This is a genomic window from Arthrobacter sp. ISL-85 (assembly GCF_018613675.1).
Taxonomy (GTDB): domain Bacteria; phylum Actinomycetota; class Actinomycetes; order Actinomycetales; family Micrococcaceae; genus Arthrobacter.
In genome coordinates this window covers 125,780-139,084 of sequence record NZ_JAGGPQ010000006.1, presented here as the reverse complement: position 1 = coordinate 139,084, position 13,305 = coordinate 125,780, and the positions used below count along the sequence as shown (strand labels likewise).

General features: G+C 67.0%; 14 protein-coding genes and 1 riboswitch. Of the genes, 5 read left to right on the top strand and 9 right to left on the bottom strand.

Annotation, left to right across the window (positions count from 1 at the left end):
• Nucleotides 1-11: 11 nt before the first annotated feature.
• The 3 genes from J7I84_RS05525 to J7I84_RS05515 are packed head-to-tail and all read right to left on the bottom strand — an operon-like array spanning nt 12 to nt 2,979.
• A complete protein-coding gene (locus J7I84_RS05525; protein WP_214941714.1) occupies nt 12-812 on the bottom strand; it encodes an energy-coupling factor transporter transmembrane protein EcfT in 801 nt (266 codons plus the stop codon).
• Nucleotides 809-2,356 carry an ABC transporter ATP-binding protein gene (locus J7I84_RS05520; protein ID WP_214941712.1) on the bottom strand — a complete coding sequence of 516 codons (1,548 nt, stop codon included), beginning with the start codon at nt 2,354-2,356 and terminating at the stop codon, nt 809-811. Before J7I84_RS05520 ends, J7I84_RS05525 begins: the two co-directional genes overlap by 4 nt.
• A complete protein-coding gene (locus J7I84_RS05515) occupies nt 2,356-2,979 on the bottom strand; it encodes an ECF transporter S component (protein ID WP_214941710.1) in 624 nt (207 codons plus the stop codon). Before J7I84_RS05515 ends, J7I84_RS05520 begins: the two co-directional genes overlap by 1 nt.
• 67 nt (nt 2,980-3,046) lie before the next feature.
• Nucleotides 3,047-3,187: riboswitch (TPP riboswitch) on the bottom strand.
• A gap of 86 nt (nt 3,188-3,273) precedes the next feature.
• Here J7I84_RS05515 and J7I84_RS05510 point away from each other — a divergent pair.
• The 5 genes from J7I84_RS05510 (at nt 3,274) to J7I84_RS05490 (ending at nt 6,739) form a co-directional block, all read left to right on the top strand.
• On the top strand, nt 3,274-3,816 hold the full coding sequence (locus J7I84_RS05510) for a heme-degrading domain-containing protein (protein WP_214941708.1): 543 nt from the start codon (nt 3,274-3,276) through the stop codon (nt 3,814-3,816).
• Between the two features lie 193 nt (nt 3,817-4,009).
• Nucleotides 4,010-5,065, top strand: a complete 1,056-nt coding sequence (locus J7I84_RS05505) for an iron-containing redox enzyme family protein (RefSeq protein WP_214941706.1) — start codon at nt 4,010-4,012, stop codon at nt 5,063-5,065.
• Nucleotides 5,062-6,120, top strand: a complete 1,059-nt coding sequence (locus tag J7I84_RS05500; RefSeq protein WP_214941703.1) for a glycosyltransferase family 2 protein — start codon at nt 5,062-5,064, stop codon at nt 6,118-6,120. Before J7I84_RS05505 ends, J7I84_RS05500 begins: the two co-directional genes overlap by 4 nt.
• Nucleotides 6,117-6,359, top strand: a complete 243-nt coding sequence (locus tag J7I84_RS05495; RefSeq protein WP_251046160.1) for a CDGSH iron-sulfur domain-containing protein — start codon at nt 6,117-6,119, stop codon at nt 6,357-6,359. Before J7I84_RS05500 ends, J7I84_RS05495 begins: the two co-directional genes overlap by 4 nt.
• Nucleotides 6,360-6,475: 116 nt before the next feature.
• On the top strand, nt 6,476-6,739 hold the full coding sequence (locus J7I84_RS05490) for a DUF4235 domain-containing protein (RefSeq protein ID WP_214941700.1): 264 nt from the start codon (nt 6,476-6,478) through the stop codon (nt 6,737-6,739).
• Between the two features lie 14 nt (nt 6,740-6,753).
• Here the strand turns inward: J7I84_RS05490 and mnhG are convergent, their stop codons facing one another.
• Genes mnhG through J7I84_RS05460 form a run of 6 tightly spaced genes read right to left on the bottom strand, consistent with a single transcriptional unit; the run spans nt 6,754 to nt 13,272 of the window.
• Nucleotides 6,754-7,158, bottom strand: coding sequence for a monovalent cation/H(+) antiporter subunit G (mnhG, locus tag J7I84_RS05485; protein ID WP_214941697.1), 405 nt, complete (start codon nt 7,156-7,158; stop codon nt 6,754-6,756).
• Complete coding sequence (locus tag J7I84_RS05480; RefSeq protein WP_214941694.1) at nt 7,148-7,426, bottom strand: monovalent cation/H+ antiporter complex subunit F; 279 nt, start codon at nt 7,424-7,426, stop codon at nt 7,148-7,150. The genes mnhG and J7I84_RS05480 overlap by 11 nt, the downstream gene beginning before the upstream one ends.
• Nucleotides 7,423-7,968, bottom strand: coding sequence for a Na+/H+ antiporter subunit E (locus J7I84_RS05475; protein WP_214941692.1), 546 nt, complete (start codon nt 7,966-7,968; stop codon nt 7,423-7,425). The genes J7I84_RS05480 and J7I84_RS05475 overlap by 4 nt, the downstream gene beginning before the upstream one ends.
• Entirely contained in the window at nt 7,965-9,572 is a 1,608-nt protein-coding gene (locus J7I84_RS05470) for a Na+/H+ antiporter subunit D (protein WP_214941689.1), read from the bottom strand. The genes J7I84_RS05475 and J7I84_RS05470 overlap by 4 nt, the downstream gene beginning before the upstream one ends.
• Nucleotides 9,569-10,189 (bottom strand): Na(+)/H(+) antiporter subunit C, encoded by a 621-nt coding sequence (locus J7I84_RS05465; protein WP_214941687.1) that lies wholly within the window; start codon nt 10,187-10,189, stop codon nt 9,569-9,571. Before J7I84_RS05465 ends, J7I84_RS05470 begins: the two co-directional genes overlap by 4 nt.
• The gene (locus J7I84_RS05460; protein WP_214941684.1) at nt 10,186-13,272 is read right to left on the bottom strand and encodes a Na+/H+ antiporter subunit A; all 3,087 of its coding nucleotides are present in this window, start codon (nt 13,270-13,272) and stop codon (nt 10,186-10,188) included. The genes J7I84_RS05465 and J7I84_RS05460 overlap by 4 nt, the downstream gene beginning before the upstream one ends.
• Nucleotides 13,273-13,305 lie beyond the last annotated feature (33 nt).

The window sequence follows — 13,305 nt, the reverse complement described above, 5'->3', positions numbered from 1 at the left end:
TTGCCTCGGATTCAACTCCCCAGCCATACCATGTTCCATGTATGGGCCGAAAGAGCCGCGAAAAGGGCAAGCCCGGCCACCAGGACACCGCCGGACACCACCCAGAGGTCCAGCACGCTGAAGGTTGATTCGCGGGCCCAGGTTCGGCTGCCGCCGCCAAAACCCCGCGCCTCCATGGTCACGGCGAGCCTCGATGCACGCCGGATGGCCTGCACCAACAGTCCGAAACTTTGCCCCAGCGTCGCCTTCACCCGCTGGCCCACGCTCCCACGGGCACCCACACCGCGGGCACGGCGCGCCATCCCGATCGTCTGCCATTCCTCGGCCATGAGCCCCACCAAGCGCATGGCGGCCAGGGTACCCAGGACGAACCGGTGCGGCAGGCGGGCTTTCTGCGCGAGCGCGTCGGCGAGGTCCGTGGGATCGGTGCAGCTCATCAGGAGCACCGCCGGCAGGGCGATGGCAAAACCGCGCAGCAGGAACCCGATGCCCAGCTGGAGGGAACCTTCACTCATGGTCCAGATGCCGGCGTCGAGCAGGATCCTTCCGCTGTCCGGCGCCAGGATGGAGGTGCTCCAGCCTCCCACCGCTGCGGCGAGGATCAGCGGCCACCCGCGCTGCCACAACAGGGACAAGGTGAGCCCGGCCAGGGGAAACAGCAGAAGCTCGAAGGCCAGTGCCACGGACGCCGACACCCAGTCGATGGACAGCGCCAGGACCCCCGTGATGAGCAGGACCGCCGCAAACTTGCTGAGCGGATTGGCGCGGGCCAGCAGGGCGCGGTTGCCGCTCAGCATGAGTTCCTGCCTCATGGCGCCACCGCCTCCGCCGCCGCCATCCGCAGTTCCGCCCCGCCCAGGGCCGCCGTGAATTCGGCATCATGCGTCACGGAAACCACCGCCGTGCCGGCATCCAGGAGCTCGGACAGGAACGATGCCAGCTCGGCCCAGGTGTTGGCATCCTGCCCGAAGGTGGGCTCGTCCAGGATCAATACCTGGGGACTCGCAGCAAGCACGGTTGCCACGGACAGGCGCCGCTTTTCCCCACCTGAGAGCGTGTAGGGGTTGGCGTCCACCAGCTGGGTAAGCCGCAGCCGCTCCAGCAGCTCGTCAACCCGGTCCGCCCCGTGCCCCAGGTGCCGGGGGCCAAAGAGCAGCTCGTCAAGCACCTTCCCGGTGACAAACTGGTGCTCCGGCTCCTGGAACACCGTACCTACCCGCGAAATCAGCTGCTCGGCCTTCCACCGGTAGGGGTCGATGCCGGCACCGCGGCTGAGATCCAAGGTAGCGGAGACCTTTCCGGATACCGGCTCCAGCAGCCCGGCGAGGGTCAGTGCGAAGGTGGACTTGCCGGCGCCGTTGGGGCCAGTGATGGCCAGGGCCTCCCCTGCGCGGACCTGCGCGGCCACGCCCTCCTGCACGGGTGCCGGCGGGATCTTCCGGAAGCCTTCGCGGCGGGGGCGTTCGCGGGAGACGGCCAGTTGCTCTGCGGCCAGCAGGAGGGTGCCTGCGCCGGGGGCCGGGACGGCGGCGCGGGCACGTGTCGCCGGGACATACCCGGGCACCCATACGCCCGCCGCGGCAAGCATGGTCCGCGCCTCGATGAGTACGCGGTCCGGCGGTCCGTCCAGGAGCACCGCAGGATCGGCGGCGGATCCGGGCTGCAGGACCACGATCCGGTCCACCAGGTCCTTCCATACGGACACCCGGTGCTCCACCACCACCAGCGTTGCCCCGGTCTTGTCCAGGGAGCGGGCTACGGCGTCGCGGACCTCGAGCACACCGTCAGGGTCCAGGTTGGCGGTGGGCTCGTCCAGCAGGATCAGCCCGGGGCGCATCGCCAGGATGCCTGCCAGCGCCAGGCGTTGCTTTTGCCCGCCGGACAGGGCCGACGTCGGGTGGTCCAGCGGGAGGTGGGACAGCCCGACGTCGGCCAGCGCCTCGTGCACGCGCGGCCAGATTGCCTCGCGGGGCACCGCAAGGTTTTCGGCGCCGAATGCGACGTCGTCCCCCACGCGCGACAGGACCACCTGCGTCTCCGGGTCCTGCTGCATGAGCCCGGCGCGGCCGCGCTGGGAGCGGGGCGGGGCAGCGTCCACCAGCAGCGAACCGGACTCGTCCGCATCGCTCGCCTCGCCGTCGTCGGTGATGTCCCCCAGGACGCCGGCGAGCGCGTGGAGCAGTGTGGACTTCCCGGCGCCGGAGGGGCCGAGCAGAAGCACCCGTTCTCCGGGGGCAATGTCCAGGTCAAGGCCGTGGACGGCGGGTTTGGCCCGCCCGGCATGCCGCCAGCCCCAGCCGCGGGCCGTGACGGCGGCAGGGCGGACCGTGCCGGCGGCATCCTGGGAGGGTGCCATCAGGAGAAGACGGGCTCCGTGGCAGCCTTGCGGGACGCGAAGGAGCTGAGCACGCCGGTGCGGGCCAGTCCCCGGGTGGCAACCCAGGACAAAGCGCCGGCCAGGATGGCGCCGGAAATGGTGGTGAGGACGATGTAGGCGAGCTTGTCCGCGCCGGAGTAGGCAATGTTCCAGCCCCAAGGCGCAAAGGAGTCATTCAGGCCGCAGAAGAATCCCGCCGCGGCGCCGGCCAGCAGGGAGACGGGCAGGTTGAACTTGCGGTAGACGAAGATTGCGAAAATGATTTCTGCACCCAGGCCCTGGATGAAACCGGAGAACAGGACCGAAGCACCGTACTGGGAGCCCATGAGCAGTTCTCCGGTGGCGGCTACGGTCTCGCAGAACAGGGCGGCCCCGGGCTTGCGGATGATGAGCATTCCCAGCACGCCGGGAATCATCCAGCCCCCGGCGAGCAGTCCGGTCAGGGGCGGGTAGGCGGCGTTCATGGGTGCCGAGAGCGCGGCGGCTCCCTGGTCCCAGGCCCAAAAGATGACCCCGCCCGCGATGGCCACCAGCGCGGCGACGACGATGTCCACGACGCGCCAGGACTTGCTGGTGGACTTCTTGATTGCTGCAGTACTCATGTGATCCTCCTGGGAAACAGGAGGGGAAAGTGGACCCGGCTGACGGCCTGTGGCCGTGCAGCCGCGACACTTTGAGAACTCGACTCCCTTGCGCCGGTACTAACCGGATCAGGTTCGAGGGTCTGCGGCGGTCCGCACTCTCAGCGCCCACCTGCGGTGCCCGGCCTGTGCCAGGATGCCCGACGGCGGCGCTCCCCTGTCGTTTTTAGTGTTGCTTTTGGTTGGGTAACGCTCGTTATTTTGCCCAAGTTGGGCGTGGTCAAGTTTACACCGGGCGGGGGTAGATTGAGGGCCATGACCGCCTTCGATCCTGATGTGACCGGCTTTGATCCTGATTCCAGCGACGCGCAGCCGGAAGGCTCGCTGGAGGCGTTGATTGTCCGCGTCGAGGCGGAGATCCGGGAGCTCCAGTTCCCCGGCTTCTCGCTTGACGATTCTTTGAACCTGGGCCTGCTCCTCGTTGAGCTGGGCAGGGAGCGGGCGTTGCCCATCGCCATCGGGATTGCGAAGGGCGACCAGGTGCTGTTCCACGTCGCACTGCCGGGCGCCACCCCTGATAACGGCCACTGGATCCGCGCCAAACAGCGTACGGCTGCCCGGTACGAGGTGCCGTCCCTTTTGGTGGGCCTGCGCGGCCGGCTCCGTGGCGGCCGGATCGAAGACAACGCCTGGTTCGACCAGTCCCGGTATGCCGCACACGGCGGTGCTTTTCCGATCTACGTCACGGGCGTGGGCGCGGTGGCTACCGTGGCGGTCTCCGGACTGCCGCAACTGCAGGACCACGACCTGGTGGTTGAGGCGCTTCGCGACATCCTGGGGTCGGCCCTGGCTGATTAGGCACTGGCTCGTGAGGCGCTGGCTTCTGAGGCGCTGAGGGATTGGTACCCGGACGTGCGGGCCGGGCCGTCGGGCCGCTTAGGTTTTATTAGTAATCATGCTTACTATGTTGTTTCCCGGGTTTCGACGAGGACAGGGCATGGGAGCACCTTCCGCGCTGGTTCCCGGAGCAGCGCGGCAACCAAGGAGCACCATGAAAATCCCGGAAACCAGAGGCTCCATCAGCAGCGCACTCTTCGCGGCCCTGGCAAAGGATCCCGAAACGGCAGGGGCAGAGCTTGACGGGCTGTACCAGCTGGCAGCAGGGCACCTGGCCGGAACCGGCGACATTATTGGCGACGAAGACATCCAGCTGTCCCTCTTCTGCCTCTACGAACTGCACTACTCGGGACTGGACGGCGTCAGCGACGGCTGGGAGTGGGAACCGGACCTGATCAGGGTCCGGCGGTTGATTGAGGAACCCTTTGAGGCGGCCCTCCGCGCAGCCGCACGCCAAGCCGCCGGAAACTTCGAACTGCCGGCAGGGGTTGCCATGACCAGCGACGCCGTAGCCGACGTCCTGTTCGGCCTCGCCGCCACGGAAACCGGCCCCAGCGTTTCCCGCTATGTCGCCAAAAAGGCAAGCGTGGACCAGCTCAAGGAGTTCCTGATCCACAAATCCGTGTACCAGCTAAAGGAAGCGGATCCGCACACCTGGGCCATTCCCCGGTTGACCGGCCGGGCCAAGGCGGCCCTCGTGGAGATCCAGGCGGACGAATACGGCGGCGGCAGGCCCGAGCGGATGCACAGCGCACTCTTTGCGCGGACCATGCGCGGCCTGGGCCTGGACGACAGCTACGGCGCTTACCTCGACGCCGTCCCCGCCGTCTCCCTCGCATCCGTGAACCTCATGTCGCTGTGCGGGCTGAACCGCCGGCTCCGCGGTGCCATCGCCGGGCATCTGGCAATCTACGAAATGACGTCCTCCCAGCCCAACCGTTTCTACGGCAATGGATTCCGCCGGCACGGTTTCGCCGCGGACATCACCCACTACTTTGATGAGCATGTGGAGGCGGATGCCGTGCATGAACAGATTGCCGGGCGGGACCTCGCCGGCGGCCTGGTTGAAGCTGAGCCTTCCCTCCTGGCAGACGTGCTGTTTGGAGCCACCGCGGTCATGGCCATCGACAGCCGCCTTTCCGCCCACCTGATGTCCTCCTGGGAAGCCGGGGAAACATCGCTGCGGGCGGCCGCGCCGGCGGCAGCATGACGGTCTGGCCGCAGGCCGCGCAGGAGCCGCCGGCCCACGTGGCGCCGGATGCGGAGTACATCCTCCCCCTGCGCTGGGCCGGGGACTCTGGGCTGGCTGAGTTGTCGGACTACCTCCGCCAGTTGGTGGACTGGATCCCCGTCACGGTGGTGGATGGCTCGGACGCCGCGCTTTTTGAACGCCACCGTGCCACCTTTCCCGCGACGGTGCGGCACATCCGGCCGGACGGCCAGGGCATCGCCAACGGCAAGGTGGCCGGAGTCATGACCGGGGTGCGCGCCTCTGGCGCGGAATTCCTTGTCATTGCCGACGACGACGTGCGCTACACGCGCGAGGCTCTCGCCGCCGTCGTACACCACCTGGAGTCCGCAGACGTAGTGCGGCCGCAGAACTACTTCGCTCCCCTCCCCTGGCATGCCCGCTGGGACACGGCCAGGACGCTGCTGAACCGCGCCTGGTCCGCCGACTATCCCGGAACTTTGGGGGTGCGCCGGAGCGCCCTGCTGGCCAGCGGCGGCTATGCGGGGGTCCTGTTCGAAAACCTGGAGCTCATCCGGACCATCAAAGCCGCCGGCGGCACCGAACTGACGGTTCCGGATCTCTTCGTGGCCCGCAGACCGCCCATTGCGAGGCATTTCCTGCGCCAACGCGTGCGGCAGGCATACGACGACTTCGCCCAGCCGCCGCGGCTCATTGCGGAGCTCGCCCTGCTCCCGGCCGCCGCCGGCGCCACCTTCCTGCCCACCGGGCCGCGGCGGGCCATTCTCCTGGGACTTGCCGCGGCTGCTGTCATGGGCGCGGAAATCGGACGACGGCGGCACAACGGGACCGCGGTCTTTCCCGCCTCCGCTGCCTGGTTCGCCCCGCTCTGGGCCCTTGAGCGGGCGGTGTGTATCTGGGTGGCACTGGCCTTCAGGCTGGGCGGCGGCATTCCCTACGCGGGCAGCAGAATCAGGACAGCGGCGCACTCCGAGGCAGAACTCCGGCGGCGCCATTCAGGAAAGCTCCCCCACTCCGGCAAGGCAAGAACAACGATGAATACGGTGCAGGCATGAATTCCGAACAGCAACGAACCGGCGTGGACCAGGAATCTGCCGCGGGCTCGATCGTGGTCTGCCCCGACGGGCCCCTGATTGTCAGGGGTGAGTTCGAAATTGTTACCCCCTCCGGTGACGCCGTCCCCCGGGAGCGGCAGACCGTTGCCTTGTGCCGGTGCGGGGCGTCCGCGATCAAGCCTTATTGCGACGGGACGCACAAAATGATCAAATTCCGCACCGAGCCCCCGGCCGGTTAGTCCCCAACACAGCTTTGGTCCGCTAACCCGCCCACGCCGTTGCCCTTGCCCGGACCGGCAGTGGTCTACGGCTAGGCTTGGACCAGTCCGTTTTCCGCCCGCAAGGAGTACCAGGAATGAACCTTCTCATCAAGCTGCTCGGGACCGCCGTCAGCCTCGGCGCAGGCTTTGCCGGCACCAAGCTTGTCAACACCATCTGGGAAAAGACCACCGGGCAAAAAGCGCCCACCGGCAAGAATGAGGATGTGCCCACGAGCCTGCGGTCGGCCTTGACCTTCGCGCTGATTTCGGCGTCCGTCAGTGCCATCATCCAGGTCCTGGCGAACCGCGGCACCCAGCGCGCCATCACCCGCTTCGCCAAGACGCAGGACATCGTCTAGCTTTCCCTGCAGCGTTACCGGCCGCCGTCGGGGCTGTCCTTCCGGGCAGCCTCGGCGGCGGCTTTTTGCACCACGGCTTCCAGCTCGTCCGCGGTGAGCAGCTCCCGGTGCAGGTGCTTGGTGCGGTATCCCGCTCGGCCCACCATATGGGCGGATACGGGCACCGTGAGCAGCTGGAAGATCCAGGCAACCACCAGGACCGGCCACACCCACCACGTGCGCATCTGCAGCCCGATGGCCGCCAGCAGCAGGAACAGGCCCAGGACCTGGGGCTTGGTGGCGGCATGCATGCGGCTCAGCAGGTCCGGGAAGCGGAGCAAGCCAATCGCGGCGCCCAGGGACATGAGGGCGCCCACCACCATGAATACGGCGGAGACGGCATCGATCCAGGCATCGGGTCCGGAGAAGTCAGGAATCATTGGGCTTCACCCTCCGGTCCGCCACGAACCGCGCCACCGTCACGGAGCCGATGAACCCGATGATGGAGATGGCCACCACCAGCATCAGGTTGTTCAAGTGCCGGTTCACGGCCATATCAATGCACAGCGCCCCACCCAGGATGGCGAGCAGCACGTCGGCCGCCAGCACCCGGTCCAGCAGCGATGGGCCGCGGGCAATCCTGATGATGGCGCCGGCCGCGGCCAGCGAAAAAATGACGGCCGTAACAGCCAGGACAACGTGCATCATGCGGTGGCCTCCATTCGCACTTCTTCGAGTTCCGCAGGGGTGCCCATGATGCGGATCAGGCCGGCTTCAATGGAGCGGACTTCGTTCCGCAGGCCCTCCACGTCCTGCTTGGAGGTGATATTGAGTGCATGCAGGTACAGGGTGGACGTGGAGCGGTCCACCTCCACCACCAGGGATCCCGGGATCAGCGAGATCACGTGTCCGGTGGCAGTGACGATCAGGTCCTGGTGGCTCCGCAGCATCACTGCAACCACGGCGTTGGTCACCTTGGGGCCGCGGACCGTGGCAAGGTACAGCACCTGGGCGCTGGCCACCACCACTTTGCCCACGAAGGCCAGCGCAAAGGGCACGGCGTAGAGGATATTGAAGCGGCCGCTAAGCTCCACCGGCGGAAGGTAGAAGAGCCGGGCCACGCCCACGGCCAGGAGGGCACCGAACAGCGAGTTGCCGGGGCTGAAATCCTGCCACAGGGCGCCCCAGACGATCACCAGCCAAACCAGCAGCGGCAGTTCCTGGCGCAGGGAAATGCGTTTGCGGCTCATCGGCTTCCTCCCACGGCAGTTGTCCCAGGGACGGAGGCACCGTCACCGAGCACCGACTGGATGTACGGTGTCCGGTCCAGCATGTCCCGGGCAGCCCGGTCCGAAAGACTGAAGAGCGGCCCGGCAAAAACGGTCAGGGCCAGGCCGAGCACCACCAGGCCCGCCGTGGAGCCCACCATGGTGCGCGGCAGGAGGGTCACGGTGTTGTTCACCTTGGCGCCGGGACCGGAAACCCTCCCCGCAGGAGTGGCAAGGAGCACCGGATCCGGATGCTCGGCGTCGGTGGGGCGGCGCCAGAAGGCACGGTTCCAAACCCTGGCGATGGCCAACAGCGTCAGGAGGCTGGTCACCACCCCGCCGATCACAAGCGCGTACGCCAGCGGCGTGCCCAGCTGGACGCCGGCCTGAAGCAGGCCCACCTTGCCGAGGAATCCAGAGAAGGGCGGGATGCCGGCCAGGTTCATCCCGGGAATGAAGAACAGCAGGCCCAGCACGGGTGACAGCTTGGCCAACCCGCCGAGCCGGTCCACGGACGAGCTGCCCCCGCGGCGCTCGACCAGGCCGGTCACCATGAAGAGACTGGTCTGGATGGTGATGTGGTGGGCTACGTAGAACACTGCCGCGGCCAGCCCAACGGCCGAGGACATAGCCAGCCCGAACACCATATAGCCGATGTGGCTCACCAGGGTGAACGAGAGGAGCCGCTTGATGTCGCTTTGCGCGAGGGCACCAAGGATCCCAACCACCATGGTCAGCAGCGCCACCACCATGAGCGGCGTGTTCAGGGTGTCGCCGGGAAACAGCAGCGTCTCGGTCCGGACCATGGCGTAGACGCCCACCTTGGTCAACAGGCCGGCGAACACGGCGGTAACCGGTGCAGGCGCCGTCGGGTAGGAGTCGGGAAGCCAGAAGGACAAGGGGAACACGGCGGCCTTGATGCCGAACGCCACCAGGAGCATCACATGCAGCAGTGTCCTGGTGCCCTGGTCCAGGTCACCCAGCTTGATGGCCAGGTCCGCCATGTTGACGGTGCCGGTGGCCCCGTACACCATGGCGATGGCGATCAGGAACAGCACCGAGGACACTACGGAGACCACCACGTAGGTGACCCCGGCCCGGATGCGCGGCCCGGTGCCGCCCAGGGTCATCAGCACGTAGCTTGCGGTCAGCAGGATCTCGAAGCCGACGTAGAGGTTGAAGAGGTCCCCTGAAAGGAACGCGTTGGACACCCCGGCCACCAGGATCAGGTATGTCGGGTGGAAGATCGACACTGGGGCGTCCTCATCGCCGTCGGCCATGCCCTGGCCCGTGGCGTACACCAGCACGGCCAGGCTCACGGCGGAGGACACCACCAGCATCAGCGAGGAGAACTGGTCCACTACCATCACGATGCCGAAGGGTGGCAGCCAGCCTCCGATGGTCACCGCAGCGGTGCCGCCGTTCCACGCCGAAGCCAGCAGGAGGCACTCAAGTGCCAGAGTCAACGACAGCAGGGCGATGCTCACCGCGCGCTGGGCCCTGGAGTGCCGGATCAGCAGGAAGGTCAGGGCGGCGCCCAGGATGGGAAGTACGACGGCGAGCGGGGCAAAGCTTGCGATGTTCACTTTCCGCCTCCTTCCGGGCTGGGTCCAACATGGTGAGGGTCAACGTTCAGTGAGCCGGGCTTTTCCTCCGCGGCAGCGTGTTCTGCGGGCATCTCCCGGCCGCCGGCCACCAGCGTGGCCACCGGCTGGTCCATTTCCTGGCCCGCGCCGACGACGGAAGCACCGTGGTTTGACACGTTGCGTCCGTCGGAACCGAGCATGGTGAGCGGGAATTCGGACGTTTCCGCGGGGACTTCGGCGTCGTCCTCCGCATCGAAGCTGGGGGTCTCCGCCACCCGGAGGTCCTCAATGTCATCCTGGATGTCGTCCTGGCGGGCCAGCACCCAGGTGCGGTAGATGATGCCCAGCATGAAGGCCGTAACCGCGAAGGAAATCACGATCGATGTCAGGATCAGGGCCTGCGGCAGGGGATCGTTGTAGTCCTGGGCGGGGGTGTCCTTGGCGAACAGCGGTGCCAGTCCTGCGTATCCGCCCGTTGCCAGGATCAGCAGGTTGGTGGCGTTGGCCAGCAGCATCAGCCCCAGCAGCACCCTTGTGAGGCTGCGTTCCAGGATCAGGTAGATGCCGCAGGCGTACAGCGCTCCCATGACAATCAGCAGGGTCAGGTTGACGCTCATGCATGGCCCTTTGCGGTGGTCTCGGCAGGAACCCCGTCCGGTTCCTGTTCCAGCTTCCCGGGTCCTTGATCTTCCCCGGCCTGGCCCAGTTCCCGGTCCTGTTCCAATTCCTGTTCCAGGTCCTGGCCGGCGGGCGCGTACTGGTCCTCCAGGTGCTCATCGATCTCGGCTCCGAGGCTGCGCAGCACGTCAAGCACCAGGCCCACCACCACGATGTACACGCCGATATCGAAGATGGTGGAGGTGACGAACTTGATGTCCCCGAACACGGGCAGCCACACCTGGATGATGGCGGACTGGAACACCTGGCCACCGAAGAGCAGGGGCATCACGCCGGAGGCCGCCGCCAGCGCCAGGCCGACGCCCAGCAGTGCGCCGGCGCTCAGCGGCGCGGCCTCCCGGAGTTCGAAGCGCCCGCCCGCCAGATAGCGCATGGTCAGGGCCAATCCGGCGGTGAGGCCGCCGGCGAAACCGCCGCCCGGCAGGTTGTGCCCGGCCAGCAGCAGGTACAACGAGAAGATGATCATGGTGTGGAAGATCAGCCGTGTAACCACCTCGAAGATGATGGAGCGGCGTTCGGGGGCCAGCGTCCGCCCGGCCACAATCCAGGCGTCCCGGGTCGAGGCGGCGAACTTCCGGCTGATGGCCAGCGCAGCAGCATCGCGGGATCCGGGGTCAATCCCGTGGTAGCGTCCCACCGTGCCGGCGGCAACGGATGCCGAAGCCTGCAGCCTGTCGCCCCGGCCGCGGACAAAGATCAGGCTTGCCACGCCGGTGGCGGCCAGCGCCAGGACGCTGATTTCACCGAACGTGTCCCAGGCCCGGATATCCACCAGGGTCACATTGACCACGTTGAGGCCGCCACCACCTTCATAGGCAAGCTGCGGAAACTGCAATGACACAGGGATGGCGGTCCGGGCACCCATGGCGAAAATCGCGGCGAACACCATGGTTATGCCGAAGCCCAAGCCGATGATCACGCGCACGACCCGGTATTTTCCGCCGGTGCGGTCCCGCAGTTCGGGCGGCAGCCTGCGCATGGCCAGGACGAAGGCCACCAGGATGATGGTTTCCACCAGCATCTGGGTCAGAGCCAGGTCCGGCGCGCCCTGCAAAGCGAACACCAATGCGATGCCGTACCCGGTAACGGACACCATGAGCACGGCGAGGAAACGTTTGTTGGCCTTGACGGCGGCCAGGGCGCCGATGACGATGCCCACCCCGGCCACAAGCTGCAGCGGTGAATTCGGATCCACCAGGTAGATGCCCTGCGGGAGGGGGTTGCCGCCAAGCAGGATGGCCGCGAGCGGCAGGACGAACGCAACGCTCAGGATCACCGCAAGATAGAAATACAGTGAACCGCGCTGGGTCCGGCCCGTGACCCAAACAGCCACATCATCCAGGGCGCCGATGGTCAGCTGGTAGGCGCGGTCGCCGTCCACCCAGGCCGGGACCAGGGACTGGGCCCGGGCCACTGCCCTGCGGGCCACGTACATGGCCAGGCCAAGCACGAAGGTGACGGCCGTCAGGCCAAGCGCCGGGGTGAAACCATGCCACAGCGCAAGGTGGCCCGCCTGCGCTGCCGGGCTGCCGGCGTCGGGCGCTGTTGATGCGAACAGCGCGGCGTACGGCTGGATCCAGGCGTCCACCGGAACCGGCCATAGCCCGTAAGCGATGGTCAGGACGCTGAGGACCGCGGGGGCGGCAAGGAAGGAGGGCGTGATGGCCTTGAACGGGGTGGGGTCCACACCGGGCTTGACCGCGAACGCACCCCACATGAACCGGGCGCTGTAGGCGAACGTGAGGACCGAGCCCACCACCACACCGACGAGGACCACCGTGGCCCACGCACCGGAGTGCGGGTCCGCGGCGTGGTGCACGAAGGCCTCCAGCACCGATTCCTTGGCCACAAAGCCGCCCAGCAGCGGAACGCCCGCCATGGACGCGGCGCCGATTCCGGCCACGATGCCCAGTGCGCGTGAGGATTGGAAGACGCCGGACAGCTTGCGCACGTCCCGGGTCCCGGACTGGTGGTCGATGATGCCCACCACCAGGAAGAGCGTGGCTTTGAACAGGCCGTGGGCCAGCAGCATGGCCAGGCCCGCCAGTGCGGCGCCCGGCGTTCCCAAACCCACCACCATGGTGAGGAAGCCCAACTGGCTGACGGTGCCGTAGGCAAGGATCAGTTTGATGTCGGTCTGGCGCAGTGCCCGGTAGCCGCCCACCAGCATGGTGGCCAGGCCAAGCCCCAGGACCACCGGCTGCCAGTACGCCGTCCCGGAAAAACCGGGTGCAAGCCGGGCCACCAGGTAGATGCCGGCCTTGACCATCGCCGCTGCGTGCAGGTAGGCACTGACGGGGGTGGGTGCGGCCATGGCGCCGGGGAGCCAGAAGTGGAACGGGACCAACGCTGATTTGGTGATCGCACCAACCAGGATGAGCACGACGGCGGCACTCACCATTGCGCCGGACGTCCCGGCGGCCAGCGACGGGGCTTGGTCCAGGACGCCGGAGATACGGTACGTGCCGGCGGCGTTGCCCAGCATGATCAGGCCAACCAGCATGGCAAGGCCGCCGGCGGTAGTGACCATCAGGGCCTGGAGGGCTGAACGGCGGGCAGCAAGCCGGGTCCGGGCAAAGCCGATCAGCAGGTAGGACAGGATGGTGGTCAGTTCCCAGAAGATGAACAGCAACAGGAGGTCATCGGCCGCGACCAGGCCGAACATGGCGCCTGCGAACGCCAGCAGCTGGGCTCCAAAGGCGCCGAGGTCCTGGTCCTTACGCTTGAAGTACCGCGCGCAGTAAACCAGCACCAGGGAGCCAACGCCGAGCACCAGGAGGGACATGACCCAGGCCAGCGCATCCATCCGGAAGGCAAGTTCCAGATGGAGGCTGGGGATCCACTCGAAAGACTCAGTGACCGTCCCGGGGCCTGCATAGATGGGACCGTGCTGGAGCATCAGCCAGCCAAAGGAAACCGCCGGAACGGGAGCCAACGCGTAGAAGGCGTTGCGGCCCCAAATCCTGAAGAGGAAGGGCGCGAGGACAGCCACCGAAAAGTGCACGGCAAGGACTGTGATCACTGTATTCTCCGCAACGTCAGGGATTCGATTGTC